We start from the raw sequence: 22397 nt of genomic DNA on the forward strand, positions 1-22397 counted from the left end.
GCCCCCGGTCGCAGCTTGCGCCTGGACATGTAAGCGCTTCACCCTGGTTGCCGCATAATCGTTGCTGGTTTGTTTCGGATCGGTCTCCTTAGTCCATGAAAACCCCCAAGGGCCTGCAACCGCTGATCGACGACGGCATCATCGACGAAGTGTTGCGACCACTGAAGAGTGGCAAGGAAGCATCCGTCTATGTGGTCAGTACGGGCGCCGACATCCTGTGTGCCAAGGTCTACAAGGACATGGCGCAACGCAGTTTCCAGGCGCGCGTGCAGTATCAGGAAGGCCGCAAGGTGCGTGGCAGCCGCCAGGCGCGCGCGATGGGTAAGGCCACCAAGTTCGGTCGGCGCGAAGCCGAGACCGCATGGAAGAACACCGAAGCCGAGGTGCTCTATCAACTGATGGACGCCAGCGTGCACGTGCCTAAGCCGCGCGGCTATTTCCACGGCGTGCTGCTGATGGACCTGGTCACCGACGAGGCCGGCCACAGCGCACCGCGGCTGGGCGAGGTGGACCTGGAGCCGGAGCAGGCGCGCAGCTTCCACAGCAGCCTGATCGGCGATGTGGTCAAGATGCTGTCGCTGGGCCTGGTGCACGGCGACCTGTCCGAATACAACGTGCTGGTCTCGCCCGAGGGCCCGGTGTTGATCGATTTCCCGCAGGTGGTCAGTGCTGCCGGCAACAACGCTGCACGCGACATGCTGCTGCGCGATGTGCACAACCTGCGTGACTGCCTCGGCCGCTTCGCTCCGGAGTTGCTGGACACCCATTACGGCGAAGAGATGTGGGCGCTGTTCGAAAAGGGCGAGCTGCGCCCGGATAGCGTGCTGACCGGCCGCTTCAAGTTCGACACCCGGCGCGCCGACGTGCGTGCCATCCGCGCCTCGATCGAGGACGCACGCCAGGAAAACCTCATCCGTCAGCAGGGCCGCGAGGCCGCTGCCGAGGACGACGACTAGAGCGCTGTTGCGTTCGCGCGCGATTCGGCGTGACAGCAGCAGCGGCGCAGCTGGCGCGCGGCCGCAATGCACCGCTCAGGGTGATCAAGCAGGTGCGCGCCGAGGTAGGCGCGCAGGCGCGATGCAGTGCAGCAAAAAACCAACGGATGCTGATGGCGCGACTGTTCGCCAGGCATCGCCATGGCAGGCGCATGCATCGGCAGCACGGGGGTTTTTGCGGTACTGCCGCGCATCTCCGGTACCGCCATTGAAATAATTGATGGCGTTGAATGGTGATTGATCATAAGTATCTGGCAGGCTCAGCCATCGTCTCCTGGAGAGTCCGCCATGTCGTTTGATCCCGATGTCGTGCGCCTGTTTGCCCAGCTTCAACACGCCGCTCAACCACCGATGGAAACCCTGCCGATCGAGGGCGCGCGCGCAATGATGCGTGCACTCGGCACGCAGCTGGGCTTCCCGCGTGTGGAGATGGCCGAGGTGCGCGATCTGCAGGCCGGCACCGCCGCCGGCCCGGTGCGCCTGCGTTTGTATCGCCCGTCCGGGCTGGCTGCCGGTCCGGCCCCAACCTGCCTGTTCGTGCACGGCGGCGGCGGTGTGGTGGGCGACCTCGATTCCCACGACGACGTCTGCCGGCAACTGGCGGCGCGCGCCGGCTGCCAGCTGCTGGCGGTCGACTATCGCCTTGCACCGGAACATCCCGCGCCGGCCGGCGTGGAGGACGTGATTGCGACCCTGCACTGGCTGGTTGCCGAGCCCGATGCGGTCGGTGCCGATGTGCAGCGCCTGGCCGTGGCCGGCGACAGCATCGGCGGCGCCATGGCCGCAGTCGCGGCGCTGGCCGCGCGCGATGCCGGGATCGCGTTGCGCTGCCAGGTGCTGGTGTATCCGCTCACCGATGCGCGCGAGGACAACGGCCAATACCCGTCGCGATCGCATAACGCCGGCCTGCCGCCGCTGACCACAGAGGCAGTGCGCTTCTTCAATCGCCATCTATTGCCCGACCCCGCCATTGCACAGGACTGGCGCGTCTCGCCGATGCTGGTGCCGGAGGTGGCCGGCGTTGCACCCGCACTGGTCATCGTGGGCGAGCGCGACATGCTCTACGACGAAGGCCGCAGCTATGCCGAACGCCTGCGCGCCGCCGGTGTGGAAGTCACCCTGCACAGCTTTCCCGGCATGATCCACGGCTTCATCAATATGGGCGGAGTCCTGCGCGCCGCCGGCGAAACGCTGGAGATGGCAGCGCTGCTGCTGCGCCAGCGCTTGCTGCCCGCCGTCGATCGCAGGGCCGCATAAGGGCCTGCGGCAGGCGTGCCATGCGCGCGCTGCCGCAGCGCTGCGGCCATGCCCGCATGTGGATCAACGCTCGAGGGAAAGACGACGATCCAGGCTCGCAGGTGCGCAAGTCCTGCGGGCCACCATCAGGCTCAGAAGTTGAAGCGGAACGTGGTCATCAGCACGTGGTTTTCGCGGTCCACCGTACTGGTGTTGACGAACTGATTCAGATAACCGACGTCGACATTGGCAATATCGTTGAACTTCCAGTTGATGCCGACGAAGACGCGGTTCTGGTCGAGACCGCGTCGGGCGCCCCACTCGGTCTGATCGAGATTGACGAACAGTTCGTTGAACGCCACCCACGACAGTTGCGCAGACAACGCACTGGGCCGGACCGCCCTGATCATCTGGCGCACCCGATACCCTTCGTCACTGAAACCTTCGCGGTGACGCTGCTCCAGGCGGGTGCGACTGGTAATGGTGATATTGGCAATCGGATCGAACTGATATTGAAACTGCCCCCACCAGCGATTCTCGCGGTTGGAGGATTGCCCGGCCGGGTGGCTGATGATGGTGTCGTAACCCATCCAGACACTGGCCTTGGGAGTGAACCGGTAAAACACCGCAGGGCGCAGGATCAACTGGTCGAACTGTTCGCCCTCTTCGCGCCAGCGTGGGTGCACATCCATGCTCCAGTACAGGTTTTCGACCGGCAACTTGCCCTGGGCATACACGCTCAGCCAGTAACGCCCGTCTTCCTCGGTCTGCGCGGCCGCTTGCGAGGTGCCGCCCAGCATCAGCAGCAGGGCGGGGCAGGCGATTCGGTAGGTGGCCGTCAGCAGCGCGCGCAGTCTGTTCATGATCAGGAAGTCGTCAGTGGTGCCGGAGCATACCAACTCGTTCGCGACCTCCATCGCGCTTTCCGGCATCGCCGAGGCGATACCGGCGTGTTGCTTCGCCTGCGGCGACATGGCATCGCGCCGTGACATCCGCTGACAAACATCGACGCAAGTGCGGCGTATAAAACGCACGCGTTCGAACAGGCGGTCGGCATTGACCGAACTGCCAGCGGATCGCGAGCGCTTACGCCACCTGGCTGCGGCGCGCCCGTTCCAGATGCACCAGCAGCAGCGAGATCGCCGCTGGCGTCATGCCGGCAATGCGTTGCGCCTGGCCGATGCTTTGCGGGCGCACGCGCTCGAGTTTCTGCTGCACCTCGATCGACAGCCCGCGCACGCCGGCATAATCGAATCCATCCGGAATCGGCGTGGTTTCGTGGCGCTGCTGGCGTGCGATGTCGTCGCGTTGGCGATCCAGGTAGCCGGCGTATTTGACGCTGATCTCCACCTGCTCGGCCACCTGCGCATCGTCCACGCCCGGCCCCAGCGTTGGCACGCGCATCAAGGTGGCGTAGTTGAGTTCGGGGCGCTTGATCAGGTCCAGCACGTTGGTTTCGCGGCTCACCGCCACGCCCAGGGTCTGGGCCACTTCGCGGCCCAGCGCATTGCCCGGGGTCGCCCACAGCACCGACAGGCGCGCGCTTTCGCGCTGCACCGCCTCTTGCTTGGCGGAGAAGCGCGCCCAGCGCACATCATCGACCAGGCCCATCGCGCGGCCGACGCCGGTCAGGCGCGCATCGGCGTTGTCCTCGCGCAGCTGCAGGCGGTATTCGGCCCGGCTGGTGAACATGCGATACGGCTCGGTAGTGCCGTGGGTGATCAGATCGTCCACCAATACGCCCAGGTAGGCTTGGTCGCGGCGCGGCGACCAGGCCGGCAATCCCTGCACGTGGCGCGCGGCATTGAGCCCGGCCAGCAGGCCCTGTGCGGCGGCCTCCTCGTACCCGGTGGTGCCATTGATCTGCCCGGCGAAGAACAGCCCGCCCACCGGCTTGGTTTCCAGCGAGGCCTTGAGCCCGCGCGGGTCAAAGAAGTCGTATTCGATCGCATAGCCGGGGCGGGTGATATGCGCCTGCGCAAACCCGTGGATCGAGCGCACCAGTGCCAGCTGCACGTCGAACGGCAGCGAGGTGGAGATGCCGTTGGGATAGATCTCGGCCACTTCCAGGCCTTCGGGCTCGACGAAGATCTGGTGGCTGCTCTTCTCGGCAAAGCGCACCACCTTGTCTTCGATCGACGGGCAGTAACGTGGGCCGATGCCTTCGATCTGCCCGGAATACAGCGGCGAGCGATGCAGCGCGCTGCGGATGATGTCGTGGGTCTGCTCGGTGGTCTGGGTGATCCAGCAGCTGACCTGGCGCGGGTGATCGCCGAGCTGGCCCATGAACGACATCACCGGCAGCGGATCGTCGCCGGGTTGTTCGGCCATCACGCTGTAGTCGAGCGTGCGCCCGTCGATGCGCGGCGGGGTGCCGGTCTTGAGCCGGTCGATCGCGAACGGCCGCTCGCGCAGACGCGCGGCCAGCGTGGTGGCCGGCGGGTCGCCCATGCGGCCGGCCGCGTACTGGGTCTCGCCGACGTGGATCTTGCCGGCCAGGAAGGTGCCGGCGGTCAGTACCACCGAGGGCGCTTCGAAGCGCAGCCCGGTCTGGGTGATCACGCCGCGCACGCTGTCGGCTTCGGCAGCGCCGTTGTGGATGATCAGGTCGTCCACCGCCGCCTGGAACACGGTCAGGTTGGGCTGCGCCTCGACGATGCGGCGGATCGCATTGCGGTAGAGGTTGCGGTCGGCCTGGCAACGGGTGGCGCGCACCGCCGGCCCCTTGGAGGCATTGAGCGTGCGCCACTGGATGCCGGCCTGATCCGCCGCGCGTGCCATCGCCCCGCCCAGCGCGTCGATCTCCTTGACCAGATGGCCCTTGCCGATCCCGCCGATGGCCGGGTTGCAGCTCATCGCACCCACCGTCTCGATGTTGTGGGTCAGCAGCAAGGTGCGCGCCCCGGCGCGCGCGGAGGCCAGCGCCGCCTCGGTGCCGGCATGGCCGCCGCCAATCACGATGACGTCGTAGCGATAGAAGGAGTCAGACATGGGCGTGGACCAGGAGCAGAAGGAGGTTGGCGGCCGCGAAAGTATCGGCTGAAGGGCGAGCGAGGTCACTCGATGGGTAAAAGTGTGATGTGAGTCACGTTATCAAACACTGACCCTCAAGTTGGCATGTTCCGTGCGGATATCCCTACTGCACCCGTCGTGGCATTGCGACATGGGCGCAAGGCTGGAATTGGAACAGGGGCCAGCCACGCGTGCGATGGGGTAGCGTAAGGGTCGGTAGTCGGGGGACTGCCGACCCTTATTTTTTTCTGCGACCCAATGCCGATACAGCCCAGCCTGCTCGCACGGGTAGCCGCAGGTACGGCAGAGCAGACCAGACGACAAAAACATAAAGCCCCGGCATGCCGGGGCTTTATGCGTTGGAGGCGCCGATATCCGACAGGGCCGGAACAGGGGGGATCCAGATTTCCCTGTCGGACATCGACATAAGTCGGTCAGTGGGGCTGGCTACGTCAAAAAATGACGTGGCGGGTCACACAGAGCACCTAGCTTGCGACCAAGTGCCGGCTGAACGCAAGCCCCCAACGTCACCATTTGTGGGCCACGTCGCAGTCAGCAACTCAGGGAATCTGCTCACGCGTGTTGCGTGGCGCGGTCTGCCGTTGAATCTCGCGGATCACCCGCGGCGGCGCACCGATGCGGGGAGGCGGCCGCGATGGCGGTGCACCAGTCGCCGGCGGACGATTGGGTTGTTGCGGGCGCGGCCCGTTGGGGCGGGGGCCGTTCGGACGCGGGCCATTGTTGAACGAACCGTTCGGACGTGGCGGCCGGTACTGCGGGCGTCGATCGTTCGGGCGGTAGTAATAGCCGCCACCGCGGTAGACCGGGTACACCGGGTAGTCGTACAGCCCGATCGACCCGGCTCCGTAAGGGTTGCCGTACGGGTTGCCGTAGAAATACGGCGAGTAGCCCGGCGGGTAGCGGTACTGCACCGCGGGCGCGCCGCGGTAATAGCCGCCCGACCCCGCACCGGTGTAGTCGTAGGTTGCGCAGCCGCCCAGGGCCAACAGCCCGGCGGCGAAGATCAGACGGAATTTCATGGATGGTGCCCTCCTGCAACCATGGTGTCACTTTCGAACCGATGCATTGAATCGGTCCTTAACTGTGCCGCAATGTGGTGCTTCTGCATCGATCCAGCATGCGCGGGCAGTGCGCGTACAGCCGTGAAGGCGGAGACGATACGTTAATCTTGCAGGCATGATCGAGACGGTCCCTCTTGCCCATTCCGACGTCCTGCAAGCCGCTGCGCGCATCGCGCCGCAGTGCGCGCCAACACCGCTGCTGACCTCGCACAGCCTGGACGCCCTCTGCGGTGCGCAGCTGTTCTTCAAGGCCGAACACCTGCAGCGCAGCGGCGCATTCAAGTTCCGTGGTGCCTGCAACGCGGTGTGGTCGTTGCCGGAGGAGCTGGCCGCGCGCGGGGTGGTCACCCATTCGTCCGGCAATCACGGCGCCGCACTCGCACTTGCCGCGCGCACGCGCGGGATCGGCTGCCACGTGGTGGTGCCCGAAGGCGCGGTGGCCGCCAAGCTGGCCAATATTTCCCGTCACGGCGCCACGCTGTGGCGCTGCGCGCCCACCATCGCGGCGCGCGAGCAGATGTGTGCCGAGGTCCAGGCCAGCAGCGGCGCGACGCTGGTGCATCCATATACCGACCCGGCGGTGATCGCCGGGCAGGGCACCGCCGCGCTGGAGCTGCTGCTGCAGAGCGGCGGGCTGGATGTGCTGGTGGCACCGGTCGGCGGCGGTGGGCTGGCCGCCGGCAGTGCGCTGGCGCTGCAATCGGCGCCGGGCTGTGCGCTGGTGCTGGCCGAGCCGAGCGGGGCGGCCGATACCGCGCGTTCGCTGGCGGCCGGCGAGCGTTTGGTCGACTTCGTGCCCGACACGCTCTGCGACGGGTTGCGCGGCACCCTGGGCGCGCCGAATTTTGCAGTGTTGCAGGCCGCCGGCGCGCAGGTGATCACCGTGGACGATGCGGCGGTGGTGCAGGCGATGCGGCTGATCTGGCAGGTGCTCAAACAGGTGGTGGAGCCGTCCTCGGCGATTGCGCTGGCAGCGGTGCTGGCCGACCCGGCGCGCTTTGCCGGGCGGCGGGTCGGGCTGATCCTGTCCGGCGGCAACGTCGACCTGGATGCGCTGCCCTGGGCCGCGGCGTGAGCAGGCGGTCGCGTGGGATCGGTCTGTGGGGCTGGTGCTGGCGCCTGTGCATGCTGACGCTGATCTGGCTGGTGGGCGTGGCCGGCTGGATCGTCTGGGTCGGCGATCGCGACCAAGCCGCGCCGGCCGACGTGATCATCGTGCTGGGCGCGGCCGCCTACGACGCGCGCCCATCGCCGGTGTTCGAAGAGCGCATCCGGCATGCGCTGGACCTGTACGCGCAGGGCTACGCGCCGCGGCTGCTGTTCACCGGCGGCTTTGGCAATGGCGCGCGCTTTGCCGAATCGCAGGTGGCGCGGCGCTATGCGCTACGCCACGGCGTACCGCCGGAGGCGATCGTGATCGAGACGGTCTCGCGCACCACCCGGCAGAATCTGCAGCAGGCACGCGCGCTGATGGACCGGCACGGCATGCACCGGGCGATCATCGTCAGCGACCCGTTGCACATGGCGCGCGCGCTGCGGCTGAGCGATGAGCTGGGGGTGGACGCGCTGGCCTCTTCCACGCCCAGCACGCGCTTTCGCAGCTTCCACACCAGTTGGCGCTTCCTGCTGCAGGAGGTCTATTACTTCCATCGCGATCTGGTGGTGCAGGGCGCCTGACGCCGGGTATGCCGCAGGGCAGGCGTGTTGAAGCGCAAAACGCGCTCTATGATGCGGCTTTCCCAGCGGCAGGTTCGAGCATGAGCGAGCGCAATCGGCAACACGCCACCGGCCTGGTCCAGGCCTATTACGCGGCATTCAACCGCGGCGATTGGGACGCCATGCTGGCGTTCCTGGCCGACGACGTCGCGCACGACCTCAACCAGGGGCCGCGCGAGATCGGCCGGGCGGAATTTGCCGCCTTCCTGCAGCGCATGAACGACAGCTACCGCGAGCAGCTGCGCGATATCGTGATCACCGCCAACGAGGATGGCACCCGGGTCGGTGCCGAGTACGTGGTGCACGGGGTCTACCACACCACCGACGAAGGCCTGCCGGAAGCCAATGGGCAGACCTATGTGCTGCCGGGCGGTGCGTTCTTCGATGTGCGCGACGGCAAGATCACCCGCGTCACCAACTACTACAACCTGCAGGAATGGATCGCGCAGGTGTCGCGCTGAGCGCATCGACCGTCACGGCGTAGGCGCGCACCCGGGCGCGATAAGGCGTTATCGGCAATGCCTGGTCGCGCCCGGGTGCGCTCCTACGTGATTGGTGCGGTGTTGCGGCCGGACCTATGCCTATGTAGGAGCGCGCTTGCGCGCGATGGGGCGTTACCGGCAATGCCGGTCGCGCCCGGGTGCGCTCCTACGTGGGTGAGCGGGTATTACAGCAACACGATCCCGACCACCACCAGGATGAAGATGCCCCACTTGAGCGTCTGGTACAGCGGGTTGTTGCGTTCCTTCAGCGCCTTGGCCTTCAGGCGCGCGGCATAGAAATAGCGGAACACGCGGTTGATGCCGCCGGTCTTGTCGCCTTCCTGATTGGGCGAGGCACCGGCCGAGAGCAGGCTGCGGCCGACGAAGCGGTTCACCGCCGCGGCCCAGCGCCAGCGCATCGGGCGCTCGATGTCGCAGAACAGGATGATGCGGTCCTGGTCGGTGTCGTTGCGCGCGTAATGGATGTAGGTTTCGTCGAACATCGTCCACTCACCATCGCGCCAGCTGTGGCGCTGCCCGTCGACATCGATGAAGCAGCGGTCGTCGTTAGGCGTGGCCAGCCCCAGGTGCAGGCGCATGGACCCGGCGAACGGGTCGCGGTGCGGGCGCAGTTCGCTGCCCGGCGGCAACTCGGCGAACATCGCGGCCTTGACCGTGGGGATGGACTTCAGCAACGCAGTGGTCTGCGGGCACAGTTCGGACGCCGACGGGTGCGCGGTGCCGTACCACTTCAGATAGAAGCGCTTCCAGCCACGGCGGAAGAACGAGTTGAAGCCGATGTCGGTGTAGCCGTCGGCAGCGCGGATCTTCTGCATCTGCTGCAGCGCCACCGCTTCATCGCGGATCAGCGGCCAGTTGGCGCGCAGCGGCGCCAGTTCCGGGAATTCCTTGCCGGGATCGATGAACGGCGTGGTCGGCACGCGCGAACACAGATACATCAGCGTGTTGATCGGCGCCATGAAGGTGGAATGGTCCAGCAGCTGCCGGCTGAGCCGGTGCCGCACGCGACCGCGGTAATGGATGTACAGCGCCGATGCGATGAACAGCGCGATGATGAGCCACTTCAACATTGGGAAGGCCGATTGGGGGACGGGGGCCGCAAACCTAAGAGCGGCTATCAAAACGACAATGCAGCAGCCGGGCGGGGGCGCTGCCGGTACTCGGAACCGGCATGTACCACGCGTACATGCCGGTTCCTGCGCGCCGTCTGCAGCCACCTGACGGCGGCGTGCTGCGTTTTGCTAGCCACGCCGGTTCAGGCGTCGAAAAGGCAAGCCGCAACAGGAACATGCGGCCATTGACTGCTGAATTCTACCGGGTGTCGCGACCGAGCCTGACAGGTCCGCATTGGTGCCGTCGCAAAACTGTGTGTCTCGCCGGCAACGGCTGCGTGGCTGCCGGCGATCTGCACCGCCGCTAGTCGATGCGGCGGCGGATCGGGATCGAGGCCACCGGGACGCTGGCGACATCGTGTCCCTGCTCGCGGATGGGCGCGCCCGGCGCCGGTGCCCAGGCGTGGGCATAGATCACTTCCCAGGAGCTGGGCAGGGTGCCGTCCGGCCGCCGCAAGGGCTCGTAGGCGGCGCTGGCGGCGGCAAAGCGGCCGCGTCCGGTCAGGGTGGCGCGGCGGTTGCTGAGTGCGTTGGTGGCGCCCATCGCGCGCAGCTCGCGCATCAAAGCGGGCAGGTCGCTATAGGTCAGCGTGAACAGGTCGCGGTCCAGCACCGGGTCGCGGAAGCCGGACATCAGCAAGGCATCGCCGAACTGGGCGATCGGCGGAAAGCGGCTGACGTGCGGGGCCGGGTCGGCCTGGGCGAAGGCCTCGCGCAACTCGATCAGCGTCTCCGGGCCGAAGGTGGAGCACAGCAACAAGCCGCCCGGGCGCAGCGCGCGGCGGAAACCGGCGAACACTGCCGGCAGGTCTTCCACCCACTGCAGGCACAGGTTGCTGAAGATCACGTCCACGCTGCCGTCGGCCACCGGCAAGGCGCGTGCATCGGCGCAGACCTGCGCGAACGGCTTCCACCAGCCAGCCGCCTTGCGCGCCTGGCGCAGCATCGGCATGGCCTGGTCCAGCGCGATCACCTGCGCCTTGGGCCAGCGCTTCTTGATCGCGCCGCTGGCGTGGCCGGGGCCGGCGCCGACATCCAGCACCACCTTGGGCACCTGGTCGCCCAGGTAGTCGAGCGATTCGAGCAGGCGCGCTTCGGCCTCGCGCTGTAGCGCGGCGGCGGCGGCATAGCTGCTGGCGGCACGCGCGAAGGCGCGCCGGACGTGGCGGGGGTCGAAAGTACTGTTCATGAGCGGCGCTATTGTCGCCTGTGGCCGGGGCGGAGGGAATCGATGGGTGGCCTGGCATCGGCCTGGCGAGTCTGCAGACGTTCGGTCTGCCGGTGGCTGCGCGGCGAGCGGCAAGGGTTCAACGGGGCCTGACCAAACACCCACCGGATGTCCGCGGCGGTCGCCACGACTCGCCGCGTGGCCGAGGCGCTCTAGAACGTGCCGGGATAGCTGCCGCCGTCGATCAGCAGGTTCTGACCGGTGATGTAGCCGGCCTGCGCGCTGCACAGGAACGCGCAGGCCGCGCCGAATTCGTCCGGCTCGCCGAAGCGTGCGGCCGGAATGCCCGCACGCTTGCGCTCGGCGACGTCTTCGGCACTGCTGCCTTGCTGTTGCGCGATCGCCGCGAAGTTGCCGCGCAGGCGGTCGGTGGCGAACTGGCCGGGCAGCAGATTGTTGATGGTGACATTGTCGGCCACCGTGCTGCGCGCCAGCCCGGCGACGAAGCCGGTGAGGCCGGCGCGCGCGCCATTGGACAGGCCCAGGATGTCGATCGGCGCCTTCACCGCACTGGAGGTGATGTTGACGATGCGGCCGAAGCGCCGCGCGCGCATCGCATCGACGCTGGCGCGGATCAGTTCGATCGGCGCCAGCATGTTGGCGTCCAGTGCGCGCAGCCAGTCGTCGCGTTCCCACTGGCGAAAATCGCCGGGCGGCGGGCCACCGGCATTGTTGATGAGGATATCCAGCTGCGGGCAGGCGGCGAGCGCATCGCTGCGTCCCTGCGGGGTGGCGATATCGGCCACCACGCTACGCACTTCACCGGCGCCCGGCAGTGCGCGCAATGCCTGGGCGGACTGCTCCAGGGCATCGCGGCCGCGCGCGACGATCACCACGTTGACGCCTTCGCTGGCCAGTGCGCGTGCGCAGCCCAGCCCCAGGCCCTTGCTGGCGGCGCAGACCAGTGCCCAGCGCCCGGCGATTCCCAGATCCATGTGTGTGTCCTCGATCAGCGATGCCGCATGATCGACGATCCGCTCACGGCACGGACGCAACGAAGCGTTGCAGCGCCTCGGCGACCTGATCGGCATGGCCAAGAAACGGTGCGTGCCCGCCACCGGCAATGATCAATGCCTGCGCGTGCGGCGTCAGCGCGGCGGCGGCCTGCATGCCGGCCGCCGGCACCAGCCGGTCGCGCTGGCCCGCGATCCACAGGCTGGGGCGTGCGAGTTGCGGCAGCGCGCGGCGCAGGTCGCTGCGTTCCAGCAGCTGCAGGCCTTGCTGCAGTGCTTCGGCGGCCGGTTCGCCACGCGCCACCAGCGTCTCGCGCAGGCTGCGCAACTCGCTGCGGGCATGCGCCGAGCCCAGCGTATCCAGCGCCAGAAACCGCTCCAGCGTGCCGCGATAATCGCGCGCCAGGTCCTGGCCGAATTGCACGAACACCTCGCGCTCGACGGCGTCGGACCAACCGTTGCCACGCACGAAACGCGGCGTGGCCGCGATCATCGCCAGCCCGCGTACCTTGGGCTGGGTGGCCGCGGCATGCAGCGCGAACAGCCCGCCCAACGACCAGCCGACCCACACCGCCGGCGGCGTGGCGGCGGCGATGCCGGCGACCACGTCCGGCAGCGCCAGCGGCGTGCTGTCGCCATGGCTGAAACCGTGCCCGGGCAGATCCACCAGATGCAGTTGATGCTGCGCGGCCAGGCGTTCCACCAATGGCGCGAACACGCCGCCGTGCAACGCCCAACCGTGCAGGAGAACCAGCGCAGGCCCGTGGCCGATGACATCGATATGCATGCGGGGATTGTCGCTGATGGCGCTGACCGGCGCATGGGTCGGCGTGTGCGGCGCAAGGTGTCTTGCGCCAGCCTGCGCTGCGCGTGGAGCCGATCTGCGCGGCACGCCAAGCCGGTTGCAGACACGCAGGACCGCACCGACAGTAGCGATCTGCTCACATCAACGACGCGGACACTGCCACGTCGAGCACCGGCCGCCATCGCGCGGCTATTGCACAACCGTCCTAATCGTCGCCCTCAGGCAGACGCACGCAGCGGTTGCCGGCTGACCACATCGCGCGCCTGTACGATGGCCTCGATCAAGGCCTGCACCTGCTGCGGCGTATGCAGCGCGGACAGGGTCACACGCAAACGCGCCTTGCCTTCGGGCACGGTGGGCGGGCGGATCGCGCCGACCAGGAAGCCGGCCTGTTCCAGCGCGGCGGACATCGCCATCACCGTGGCTTCTTCGCCGCACAGCAGGGGCTGGATCGGCGTATCCGAGGCCATCAGCTCGAAGCCATGCCGGCGTGCGCCATCGCGAAAACTGCCAATCGACTCGACCAGCTTGGCGCGCCGCCAATCGTCGCGACGCGCCAGCCGCACGGCTGCCAACGTCGCAGCGACCTGCGCCGGTGGCAACGCGGTGGTGTAGATGTAGGGGCGCGCGGTCTCGGCCAGATGGCGCACCAGCGCTGCATCGCCGACCACCACCGCGCCATAGCCGCCGAGCGCCTTGCCCAGGGTCACCAGCTGCAGCGGCACTTCGGCCACGCCCAGTCCGGCATCGGCAACGCAGCCGCGCCCCTGCGGGCCGAGCACGCCCACGCCATGTGCGTCGTCGACGTAGAACAGCGCCTGCTGCATGCGCGCCACCAGGCTCAACGCACGCAGCGGCGCAACATCGCCATCCATGCTGAAGACACCATCGCTGGCCAGCATCGCCGCGCCCTCGGGCGAGCCCTTGAGCTGACGCATCGCGCCTTCCACATCCAGGTGCGGATAACGGCGCAGCCGGCAGCCGGCCAGGCGCGTGGCATCGAGCAGGCTGGCGTGGTTGAGCCGGTCCTGCACGCAGACATCGTCGTCCTCGCTGAGCAGGGCCTGCTGCACTGCCAGGTTGGCGATGAAGCCGCTGCCGAACAGCAGCGCCGACGGATAGCCGAGCCACTCGGCGATCTCGCGCTCCAGCGTTTCGTGCGCGGTGTGGTGGCCGCAGATCAGATGCGAGGCGGTGGCGCCGGCACCATCGCGCGCGGCGGCGTCCTGCAACGCGGCGACCACTTCGAACTGCTGCGACAGGCCCAGATAGTCGTTGGAGCAGAAACCGGTCAGCCAGCGGCCATCGACTTCCAGCCGCACGCCATCGCGACGGCCCACCAGTCGCCGCACCCGCACCCGTTCCTGGGCCACACGCAAGGTGCGCAGCGACGAAATCCGTTCGTGCAGATCGGGGCGGGCCATGGGGGCGTTCAACGGCAGAAGGGGGCGTTAGCGTAGCCTGCCGCGCCCGGCACGCCCAGCCGGCACCGACGACCGGTGCCGGGCTTTCGATTCGCGGTTAGGCGGCGTGCTCGCAGGCCGTGCTGCGGGTGATTTCCGCATGCACGGTGCCGGGGTGGTCGTGCTCGGCGGCGTCGACGGTGATCTGCATCGGGCGCAGGCCCAGGCGCTGGAACAGGGCCTGGTCGCGTTCGGTGTCCGGGTTGCCGGTGGTGAGCAGTTTTTCGCCGTAGAAGATCGAGTTGGCACCGGCCAGGAAGCACAGCGCCTGCAGTTCGTCGCTCATCGCCTCGCGGCCGGCGGACAGGCGCACCATCGAACGCGGCATCGTGATGCGGGCGACCGCGATCATGCGCACGAACTCGAACGGGTCCAGTTGCTGGGTGCCGTGCAGCGGGGTGCCGGCGACCTGGACCAGCTGGTTGATCGGGACCGAATCCGGATGCGCCGGCAGCGTGGCCAGCGCCAGCAGCAGGCCGATGCGGTGCTCGCGGGTTTCGCCCATGCCGACGATACCGCCGCAGCAGGTCTTCAAGCCGACATCGCGCACGTGCTCCAGCGTGTTCAGGCGGTCCTGATACTGGCGGGTGTGGATGATCGAGTCGTAATAATCCGGCGCGGTGTCCAGATTGTGGTTGTAGTAGTCCAGCCCGGCGTCCTTGAGCGCACGCGCCTGGCCGGCGTCGAGCATGCCGAGCGTGGCGCAGGTTTCCAGGCCCATCGCCTTGACCTCGCGGATCATCGCCGCGACCTTGGGGATGTCGCGTTCCTTGGGCGAGCGCCAGGCCGCGCCCATGCAGAAGCGCGAGGCGCCGGCGGCCTTGGCCTGGCGGGCCTTGGCGACGACCTCTTCGGTCTCCATCAGCTTCTGCGCGGTCACGCCGGTGTCGTAGCGCTGCGCCTGCGGGCAGTACGCGCAGTCTTCCGGGCAGCCGCCGGTCTTGACCGACAGCAGCGTGGACACCTGCACCTGCGCCGGATCGAAATGGGCGCGATGCACGCCGGCGGCGCGGTGCAGCAGCTCCGGAAACGGCAGATCGAACAGCGCCTGCAGCTCGTTGCGATCCCAGTCATGGCGTACGACAACAGACATCGGGGTTTCCTGACAGTCAGCGGCTTGGAAGCCAGGCAGTCTGGTGAGCATGGAAGAGGCTGTCAACTTTGATGAGGCGCACTCGGTTTACAGGTGGCCGCGCCGGGTGTTGCGGTTGCTGCTGCCGAGCCGGTGCCTGGTGTGCGCGGAACCCGGCAGCGCCGATTGCGATCTGTGCCCGTCGTGTCGCGCCGCATTGCCGGATCACGGGCACGCCTGCCTGTGTTGCGCAACGCAGCTGTACGCCTGCGATGGCGCGCTGCTGTGCGGGCAATGCCTGCAGCACCCGCCACCGCTGCAACGCGTGCATGCGTGTTTCACCTATCGCTGGCCGGTGGATGGCTTGCTGCGGCGTTTCAAGTTCCATCAGGACCTGGCCGCCGGGCGCTTGCTCAGCGAGTTGATGGTCTCGCGTTGCGTAGGCCTGCCGCGTCCGCAGGCGCTGGTGCCGGTGAGTCTGCACCGGCAGCGCTTGCGCCAGCGTGGTTACGATCAGGCGCTGGAGCTGGCCAGACCGCTCGGCCGCGCGCTGCGGCTGCCCTGCCTGCCGTTGCTGCGCCGGGTCCGCGCGACCGCGCCGCAATCGGAGCTGGATGCGGCCGAGCGTCAGCGCAATCTGCGCCAGGCCTTTGTCGCGCGTGGCGCCTTGCCCGCGCATGTGGCCCTGGTGGATGACGTGATGACCACGGGTGCGACGCTGCATGCGGCGGCGCAGGCCCTGCATCGGGCCGGTGTGCAGCGGGTGGATGCGTGGGTATGCGCGCGGGTGCCGTGAGGCTTGGTGGGCTGGGGGTTGTGAGCTGCAGCATGGGGGCTTCGCCCCTACCCTCACCCCAATCCCTCTCCCGCGGGGAGAGGGGCTTAAGCCGAGGCGATTGACCTGTGTGCGCGTCAGCGCACTGCCAGCGCCGCGGCGATACCGACGAAGATCGCCAGGCCCACCCAGTTGTTGTGCAGGAAGGCGCGGAAGCACAGGCCGCGTTCGCGGTGGCGGGCGATGCGAAACTCGTAGGCCACCAGCAGTGCGGCCACGCCCAGTCCGGCCCAATACGCGATACCGAGACCGGCGCGCAGGCCGACCAACGCCAATGCCGCAAACATCGATGCATACAGCAGGCCCTGCGCGATTAGGTCGAACCTGCCGAACAAGATGGCGGTGGACTTGCTGCCCATGCGGATGTCGTCCTCGCGGTCGACCATCGCATACCAGGTGTCGTAGGCCGTCGCCCAGAGGATGTTGGCCGCATACAGCAGCCAGCCCAGCAGCGGCACGCTGCCCTGCACCGCGGCGAAGGCCATCGGGATGCCCCAGCCGAAGGCCATGCCCAGATAGACCTGGGGCAGGTGGGTGTGGCGCTTGAGATAGGGATAGCTGGCGGCCAGGAACACGCCCGGCACGCTCAGGGCCACGGTCAGCCAGTTGAGCGTGAGCACCAGTGCGAATGCCACCAGCATCAGCACCACGAACACCCACAGCGCCTCGCGCCCGGACACCGCCCCGGTGGCCAGCGGGCGCGACTTGGTGCGCTCCACGTGCGGGTCCAGCCAGCGGTCGGCATAGTCGTTGATCACGCAGCCGGCCGAGCGGGTCAGCCAGACCCCGGCGGTAAATACGAACAGCGTCCACAGCGGCGGCAGGCCACCGGCGGCCAGCCACAACGCCCACCAGGTCGGCCACAGCAACAGCAGGCTGCCGATCGGACGATCGCCGCGGACCAACGTCCAGTACTGCCCCAGTCGCTGCGGCCAGGTCAACGCGGGCGCTGTCGGCAGCTGTTCAACACCATGCTTGCTCATGCTGCAAAGGGTAGCAGCGCGGCTCGGCTGCGGTCATGCGCTGGGTGACGATCAAGCCAGGCATCGTCCACCCTTCCGGGCAGCTGCGCGAGGTCGCGCCAAGCGGCCCCGCACTGGCGCGGGCTCCGGACCGGGGTTCCGTCGGCAATGCAGCGGTGTCCGGCCGTTCGGCAGGCTCCGCGTTGCGGGTGTCACGCGCGCGGCGGCGGTTCTGGCATAATGCCCGACCAGGCGCTCGTAGCTCAGCCGGATAGAGTAGTGGCTTCCGAAGCCATTGGTCGGGGGTTCGAATCCCTCCGGGCGCACCAGATCAAAACCCATCGGCCCGCTGCAGTGACACTGCAGCGGGCCGATGGCGTTTCTGGATCAGGAGTTGGTGCCGGCTGATGTATCAATGCGTCATTGCGCTGCGGTGCCAACGATGCAGCGGCTGGCAGGGGGCGCCAGGCGCCACCCTGCCCAAGCGCGGATCAGAGCATTTCCGGCGGCGGTGCGGTGGCCTTGGCGTGCTGCTTGCCACGTGCGTGTTCGATGGCGGTGCGCAGCTTGCGTGCGGCGCCGGTGACGGCCGAGGCGGTGGTTTCGGCGCTATTGGTGGCCGCGATCGGCGGCAGGCCGGCGACGTGCGCCTCGATGCTGCAGGTTCGATCCGCTGCGCCGCCGCGCTGGCCGTTTTCATCGCGTAAATGCACCTCGACGCGGGTGATGTCGTTGGCGAAATGCGCCAGCTGGGCGGAGCAGGTCTTCTCGACATGCTGCACGACAGAAGGGTCATGCGGCACGTGCTTGTCGGTCTGGATCTGAATCTGCATAGAGTGTTCTCCTTCGCGGTCATCCGCTGCGTCTGCCGTAGCGGTGACTCGATTCTGCGGCAGCGCACCGTTGCCGCGAGGTGACAAGCTGCACCGCGTTCATGCTCAGGTCGGGATGGCCGGACGGTGCATCCACTGCGGCGGGCGGCGCTGTCACTGCGATCACGAAAGAACCTCCAATCGCGCAGTAACCGGCGCTGCTGGCGAGCTCTGCTAGGCTGAACCCGCACGGCAGCTTTGATCGGCCTGCCTGGAAGCAGTGGATTAAGATGCCGGCACCGCGCTGGTGTGCGCCTGTCCGATCTCTGCCTGTGTCCGAATTCCGAGTTGCCCTGGGTGCCCGTCGCGGCGTGTTGCAGCGTGTGCTGCTGCTGGTCGCGTTGTGGATGGTGTGCGTGGGCGCCGCCGTGGCGCAGGACGACGACACGCTGCTAGAGACCGCACAGACTCAGCTCGACAACATGCAGAAGGTGCTGACCCAGGCCGACGCGGGCCTGGAGAAGGCCGACACCGAGCAGCTCGGCAAGCTCACCGACGACGTCGCCGGCGCGCAGCGGCAGGCGCAGGATCTGGTGCGCACGCTGGAACAACCGCTCAAGGAGCTCAACGGGCGACTGGAGGGGCTCGGTGTCGCGGCGCCGAACGAACCGGCCGACCTGGCAAAACAGCGCAGGGCGCTGATCAAGGAGCGCGATCAGCTCAATGCCGAGTTCATCCGGGCCACGCTGCTGGTCTCCAATGCCAAGGAACTGGCCGACCGGCTCGAACGCGAGCGCGTGCAACGCTTCAGCGTGAAGCTCTCCACGCGGGTCGCCTCGCCGTTGTCGCCGACCTTGTGGAAACAGATCGCGCAGCAGTGGCCCGACGATCGTGCCCGCCTGCAGGCCTTGTCCGACAAGACGGTGCAGATGGTGCAGGCCGGCATCGCCGCCAACGGCGTGGGCGGACTGATGACCGCTGCCGTCATCGCGTTGCTGCTGGCGCTTCCGCTGCGCATCTTCCTGCGCCACCTGGGGCGTCGCTATGCGGCCTCGCGTGCGCCCGGCGGACGCCTGCGACGCTCGGGGCTGGCACTGTGGTTTCTGCTGGTCGGCACGCTGACTCTGGGGATTGCGGCATTCGTGCTGGTCGAGGGCATCCGCGCGCTCGGCGAGCTGCCTGACGATCTGGACCAGTTGCTGACCGGATTCGTCGCCATCAGCGTGGTGGCCGCCTTCGTCGGTTCGCTCAGTGCCAGCCTGTTGATGAAGCACCAGCCCAGCTGGCGCCTGTTCCCGCTGGACGATGCCACCGTCGACCGCCTGCGCGTGCATTGCCTGGCCACCGCGGCGGTGATCTGGTTCAGCGGCATGGCGATGAAGATCAACGAGGTGGCCGGCAGCAGCCCCGCACTGACCACCGCCACCGATGCGCTGGCCGCGTTGCTGTACGCGGGGTTGATCCTGTCGGCGCTGGCCGGGCTGAGCCTGTCCTTGCGCGCGCATGCGGCAAATGCCGGTGTGGCCGATCCGGACAGCGATGCGCCGCCGCCGGTGGTCTCGCGTGGTGGCGGCTTCATCGTGCTGATCCGCCTGCTGGGCCATCTGGCGGTGATCTTCGCGCTGATCGCGGCCTTGTTCGGCTATCTCAATCTGGCGTTGTTCGTGGAGCGGCAGATCATCTGGATCACCCTGGTGTGCAGCCTGCTCGGCCTGCTGGTGGTCTTTGCCGACGATCTGATGACCTGGCTGTTCAAGCCCGACGGCCGCTTCAGCCGGGCCTTGTCGCATGCGCTCAGCATCGGTAGCGGACGCCTGGTGCAGCTCGGGCTGCTGATATCGGCGGCAACCCGTGTGCTATTGGTGCTGCTGGGCATCGCGGTACTGCTGACGCCGTATGGCGCCAACATCAGCGTGGTCACCGACTGGGCGGAGAACATCGCCCACGGCATCACCATCGGCAAGGAGCTGGTGATCACCCCGGGCGATGTGTTCAGGGCGCTGTGCGTGTTCCTGCTCGGCATGGGGCTGGTGCACGTGGTGCAGCAGTGGTTGCTCAACACCTATCTGCCCAAGACCGAGCTCGATGACGGCGCGCGCAATTCCATCAGCACGGTGGCGCGCTATCTGGGCTGGCTGATCGTGGTGGTGTGGGGCCTGACTGCATTGGGCCTGGATCTGAAGCGGCTTGCGCTGGTGTTGAGCGCGCTGTCGGTGGGTATCGGTTTCGGTCTGCAGGCGATCACGCAGAACTTCGTGTCGGGCCTGATCCTGCTGGCCGAGCGGCCGGTGAAGATCGGCGATTGGGTGCGTATCGGCGACCAGGAAGGCGACGTACGCAAGATCAGCGTGCGTGCGACCGAGATCCAGGTCGGCGACCGCTCCACGCTGATCGTGCCCAACTCGGAATTGATCACCAAGAGCGTGCGCAACATGACCCTGTCCAACCCGATGGGGCGGGTGCAGCTGCAGTTCTCGGTGCCGCTGGAAACCGACGTGGCAAAGGTGCGCAACATGCTGCTTGACCTGTTCGCCGAGCACACCAAGGTGCTGGCCGATCCGGCCCCCTCGGTATTCATCGATTCGCTGGCCGGCGGGCACGTCAACTTCAATTCGTTCGCCTATGTGCGCAGCCCGCGCGATTCGTACGGGGTGCGCAGCGAGCTGTTCTTCGCGTTATTGCAGCGGATGGAAACGGCGGGGATTGCACTGCAATCGCCGCAGGAAATTCGCTTCAGCCGTGCAGGTGCCGCGGTGGCGCGCGATCCGGCCGATGGCACGCCTGCATCGGAAGATTGAGTCGGCGCGTGGATGCAGCGCGCGGAAGGGGCGCTGCAGTGGGGCTTCGGATCTGCCGCGCTACAACTGAGTTATCCGAACCGTCCAACTGTTCCAAACAACCGGGATTTCGGGTGTTGGCGTTGTTTAGATACGGTCAAACGCCTAGGTCAAAAGCTGGTTGGTCGAGCGTGCGGGGCCCTCACCGCTTGCGGGACACGCCGTGAATCCGTCCATGGAGCAACTGTGTTGTTGGAGTGGCTCTGCCGCTCCGCAAGCCGGGCACGGTGGTGCTGGCCGCCTGTCGGCAGCCATGGCCCCATCGAGCGCATTGACACTCAGGTCGGGATGGCTTGGGCCTGTCCGCCTAGCGCATCTCTGGCGCGGGCGTTGAGGATGACCAGCATCTTGCGCATCGCCGCCACGACGGCGACCTTGCCGGGCTTTCCGCGTGCCCGCAGCGACCGATAAAACTCCCGGATCTGGGGCTCGTGCTGGATGGCCGACAGGCAGGCCATGTACAGCACGTTGCGCACCTCGATCCGCCCGCCGCCGATCCTGCGGATGCCGCGTGTGGTGCCGCTATCGTGGGCGATGGGAGCGACGCCGACCAGCTTGGCAATGGCCTTGCCATCAAGGGTGCCCAGCTCCGGCAGATAACTGGCGATCACCGCTTGCAGGATCGCTCCGACGCCTTTAAACGAACGCATCGCTTCCAACTGCGGTTGCTGGCGGACCTGTTCGGCGATGTGTTTTTCCAGTCGCACGCAGTGCTTTTTCATCTGCGTGATATTGGCCTGCAGCAGGCGGCGTAAGCTGGTGTCCGTCCCCTGTTCCAACTGGTTTTGCGCGCTTGTTGCCAGGTCCACAAGCTGCTGTCGCGCACGCACGAACTCGCGCAGCTTTCGCCGCCAAGGCTCCATCGGCTGATAGGCACGCAGCTCAAGGGTGGCCGCCATGCAGGCCAGATTGGTCGCATCCAGGCGATCTGTTTTTGCCGGCAAACCGGTGGCAGCAGCGAAGGCCTGGCAGCGGTACGCATCGGCCCGCACGACTTGGTGACCGGCGTCGAACAGGGCATCCAGTATCTGCTGTTCGTAACCGCCAGACGCCTCCAGGACAACCTGGCCAACCTGCTGCGTCGCCAGCCAGGACAGAAGCTTGCGATGGCCCGCGGGTGTGTTGTGAAACCGCTCGAAAGGGCCGCGATGGACGGCCACATCCAACATGGCCTTGCACACATCAATCCCGATGCCGTTCATGGGTGAACTCCGTTAGGCTTAAAGGGTCGAGAGCTCCCCCGCCTGCCCAGCCTTACGTCTACGCGTGGCAACACTGGCAACTGTTCGGGCGATACGGGGGAGAAACCGACGTGGGCACCTGTCTCCACGACGATCGGCAATGATCTAGGCTCTAACGGTGGCCCACGTCGGCTCTCGACACCCAGACTGGCAGAATCTGAACAGATAAGGCTCCTTGGCGGCATCCATGCCGCCAAGGGTCCCGCAACCGGCAAGGACACCGCACCAGAAAGTTGCTCGGCTGCTTTTTTGAAAGCGTATTGCCCGGTTTGCACTGCGATAGGCGAATAAAGAGGTTGCAGGCCGCGTTTTGAAAACCTGCCCAATGCTCAACTTGCGATGCAAGGCTGGTCGCACGCACAGTGATCGAACAACGCACGTCTTGCTTTGCCTGCACCATGCACATCGACCATCCCGACAGGTCCTTGCCCGCCCACCGTCGCGGGACCTTACGCGGCATGGATGCCGCGTAAGAGCCTACATGGACGTACTTGCGGCGTGTCCTGCGAGGGTGGGCGGGCAAGGGCCCGCAG

At 67.1% G+C, this 22397-nt stretch carries 21 protein-coding genes, 1 tRNA gene and 1 other RNA gene; 10 read left to right on the top strand and 13 right to left on the bottom strand.

Going from position 1 to position 22397, the window contains the following annotated elements; translation table 11 throughout:
* The first annotated feature begins 95 nt into the window (after window positions 1–95).
* Window positions 96–956 (top strand): PA4780 family RIO1-like protein kinase, encoded by an 861-nt coding sequence (locus AC1PLA_RS02125; RefSeq protein WP_104554532.1) that lies wholly within the window; start codon window positions 96–98, stop codon window positions 954–956.
* On the opposite strand, the gene AC1PLA_RS02130 is transcribed toward AC1PLA_RS02125, so the two are convergent.
* Complete coding sequence (locus AC1PLA_RS02130; RefSeq protein WP_146096758.1) at window positions 953–1240, bottom strand: hypothetical protein; 288 nt, start codon at window positions 1238–1240, stop codon at window positions 953–955. The genes AC1PLA_RS02125 and AC1PLA_RS02130 overlap by 4 nt on opposite strands.
* A gap of 43 nt (window positions 1241–1283) precedes the next feature.
* Between AC1PLA_RS02130 and AC1PLA_RS02135 the strand changes: the two genes are divergently transcribed.
* Entirely contained in the window at window positions 1284–2252 is a 969-nt protein-coding gene (locus AC1PLA_RS02135; protein ID WP_104561278.1) for an alpha/beta hydrolase, read from the top strand.
* A gap of 131 nt (window positions 2253–2383) precedes the next feature.
* Here AC1PLA_RS02135 and AC1PLA_RS02140 read toward each other — a convergent pair whose 3' ends face one another.
* A complete protein-coding gene (locus AC1PLA_RS02140; protein WP_104554777.1) occupies window positions 2384–3094 on the bottom strand; it encodes a DUF2490 domain-containing protein in 711 nt (236 codons plus the stop codon).
* Between AC1PLA_RS02140 and AC1PLA_RS02145 the strand changes: the two genes are divergently transcribed.
* Window positions 3093–3230: a hypothetical protein gene (locus tag AC1PLA_RS02145; protein ID WP_181109634.1), complete on the top strand. Its 138-nt coding sequence runs from the start codon at window positions 3093–3095 to the stop codon at window positions 3228–3230. The two genes, AC1PLA_RS02140 and AC1PLA_RS02145, sit on opposite strands and share 2 nt — an antisense overlap.
* Before the next feature lie 87 nt (window positions 3231–3317).
* On the opposite strand, the gene mnmG is transcribed toward AC1PLA_RS02145, so the two are convergent.
* Both mnmG and AC1PLA_RS02155 read right to left on the bottom strand, forming a co-directional pair.
* Window positions 3318–5222: a tRNA uridine-5-carboxymethylaminomethyl(34) synthesis enzyme MnmG gene (gene mnmG / locus AC1PLA_RS02150; RefSeq protein WP_481105481.1), complete on the bottom strand. Its 1905-nt coding sequence runs from the start codon at window positions 5220–5222 to the stop codon at window positions 3318–3320.
* Window positions 5223–5803: 581 nt separating this feature from the next.
* Entirely contained in the window at window positions 5804–6283 is a 480-nt protein-coding gene (locus tag AC1PLA_RS02155) for a hypothetical protein (RefSeq protein WP_016903246.1), read from the bottom strand.
* Window positions 6284–6440: 157 nt separating this feature from the next.
* Here AC1PLA_RS02155 and AC1PLA_RS02160 point away from each other — a divergent pair, with 157 nt between their 5' ends.
* The 3 genes from AC1PLA_RS02160 to AC1PLA_RS02170 all read left to right on the top strand — a co-directional run bounded on the left by AC1PLA_RS02160 (window position 6441) and on the right by AC1PLA_RS02170 (window position 8502).
* On the top strand, window positions 6441–7400 hold the full coding sequence (locus AC1PLA_RS02160) for a pyridoxal-phosphate dependent enzyme (RefSeq protein ID WP_016903247.1): 960 nt from the start codon (window positions 6441–6443) through the stop codon (window positions 7398–7400).
* The gene (locus AC1PLA_RS02165) at window positions 7385–8002 is read left to right on the top strand and encodes a YdcF family protein (protein WP_026064498.1); all 618 of its coding nucleotides are present in this window, start codon (window positions 7385–7387) and stop codon (window positions 8000–8002) included. The genes AC1PLA_RS02160 and AC1PLA_RS02165 overlap by 16 nt, the downstream gene beginning before the upstream one ends.
* 80 nt (window positions 8003–8082) lie before the next feature.
* On the top strand, window positions 8083–8502 hold the full coding sequence (locus tag AC1PLA_RS02170) for a nuclear transport factor 2 family protein (protein WP_039517295.1): 420 nt from the start codon (window positions 8083–8085) through the stop codon (window positions 8500–8502).
* A 206-nt stretch (window positions 8503–8708) separates the two neighbouring features.
* Here the strand turns inward: AC1PLA_RS02170 and lpxO are convergent, their stop codons facing one another.
* Window positions 8709–9614: a lipid A hydroxylase LpxO gene (lpxO, locus tag AC1PLA_RS02175; protein WP_016903250.1), complete on the bottom strand. Its 906-nt coding sequence runs from the start codon at window positions 9612–9614 to the stop codon at window positions 8709–8711.
* 101 nt (window positions 9615–9715) lie between these two features.
* Between lpxO and AC1PLA_RS02180 the strand changes: the two genes are divergently transcribed.
* Window positions 9716–9791, top strand: a non-coding RNA gene (locus AC1PLA_RS02180) — sX9 sRNA.
* Between the two features lie 169 nt (window positions 9792–9960).
* Here AC1PLA_RS02180 and bioC read toward each other — a convergent pair.
* The 5 genes from bioC to bioB form a co-directional block, all read right to left on the bottom strand.
* Window positions 9961–10845: a malonyl-ACP O-methyltransferase BioC gene (gene bioC / locus AC1PLA_RS02185; RefSeq protein ID WP_039517288.1), complete on the bottom strand. Its 885-nt coding sequence runs from the start codon at window positions 10843–10845 to the stop codon at window positions 9961–9963.
* A 191-nt stretch (window positions 10846–11036) separates the two neighbouring features.
* Window positions 11037–11819, bottom strand: a complete 783-nt coding sequence (locus tag AC1PLA_RS02190) for an SDR family oxidoreductase (RefSeq protein ID WP_039518318.1) — start codon at window positions 11817–11819, stop codon at window positions 11037–11039.
* Window positions 11820–11862: 43 nt separating this feature from the next.
* On the bottom strand, window positions 11863–12624 hold the full coding sequence (gene bioH / locus AC1PLA_RS02195; RefSeq protein ID WP_481105482.1) for a pimeloyl-ACP methyl ester esterase BioH: 762 nt from the start codon (window positions 12622–12624) through the stop codon (window positions 11863–11865).
* 236 nt (window positions 12625–12860) lie between these two features.
* Window positions 12861–14066 (bottom strand): 8-amino-7-oxononanoate synthase, encoded by a 1206-nt coding sequence (bioF, locus tag AC1PLA_RS02200; protein WP_016903255.1) that lies wholly within the window; start codon window positions 14064–14066, stop codon window positions 12861–12863.
* Window positions 14067–14163: 97 nt separating this feature from the next.
* On the bottom strand, window positions 14164–15198 hold the full coding sequence (gene bioB / locus AC1PLA_RS02205) for a biotin synthase BioB (protein ID WP_481105483.1): 1035 nt from the start codon (window positions 15196–15198) through the stop codon (window positions 14164–14166).
* 49 nt (window positions 15199–15247) lie between these two features.
* On the opposite strand from bioB, the gene AC1PLA_RS02210 reads away from it, so the two are divergent.
* Window positions 15248–15973: a ComF family protein gene (locus tag AC1PLA_RS02210; protein ID WP_481105484.1), complete on the top strand. Its 726-nt coding sequence runs from the start codon at window positions 15248–15250 to the stop codon at window positions 15971–15973.
* A gap of 116 nt (window positions 15974–16089) precedes the next feature.
* Here the strand turns inward: AC1PLA_RS02210 and ubiA are convergent, their stop codons facing one another.
* Complete coding sequence (ubiA, locus tag AC1PLA_RS02215) at window positions 16090–16995, bottom strand: 4-hydroxybenzoate octaprenyltransferase (RefSeq protein ID WP_481105485.1); 906 nt, start codon at window positions 16993–16995, stop codon at window positions 16090–16092.
* A gap of 231 nt (window positions 16996–17226) precedes the next feature.
* On the opposite strand from ubiA, the gene AC1PLA_RS02220 reads away from it, so the two are divergent.
* Window positions 17227–17303 (top strand) — tRNA-Arg (locus AC1PLA_RS02220).
* A 162-nt stretch (window positions 17304–17465) separates the two neighbouring features.
* On the opposite strand, the gene AC1PLA_RS02225 is transcribed toward AC1PLA_RS02220, so the two are convergent.
* On the bottom strand, window positions 17466–17807 hold the full coding sequence (locus AC1PLA_RS02225; protein ID WP_016903259.1) for an HPF/RaiA family ribosome-associated protein: 342 nt from the start codon (window positions 17805–17807) through the stop codon (window positions 17466–17468).
* Window positions 17808–18160: 353 nt separating this feature from the next.
* On the opposite strand from AC1PLA_RS02225, the gene AC1PLA_RS02230 reads away from it, so the two are divergent.
* Complete coding sequence (locus AC1PLA_RS02230; protein ID WP_481106143.1) at window positions 18161–20584, top strand: DUF3772 domain-containing protein; 2424 nt, start codon at window positions 18161–18163, stop codon at window positions 20582–20584.
* 317 nt (window positions 20585–20901) lie between these two features.
* Here AC1PLA_RS02230 and AC1PLA_RS02235 read toward each other — a convergent pair whose 3' ends face one another.
* Window positions 20902–21825: an IS110 family RNA-guided transposase gene (locus AC1PLA_RS02235; protein WP_481105486.1), complete on the bottom strand. Its 924-nt coding sequence runs from the start codon at window positions 21823–21825 to the stop codon at window positions 20902–20904.
* Window positions 21826–22397: the final 572 nt, after the last annotated feature.

Source organism: Xanthomonas sp. NCPPB 1826 (assembly GCF_056725285.1).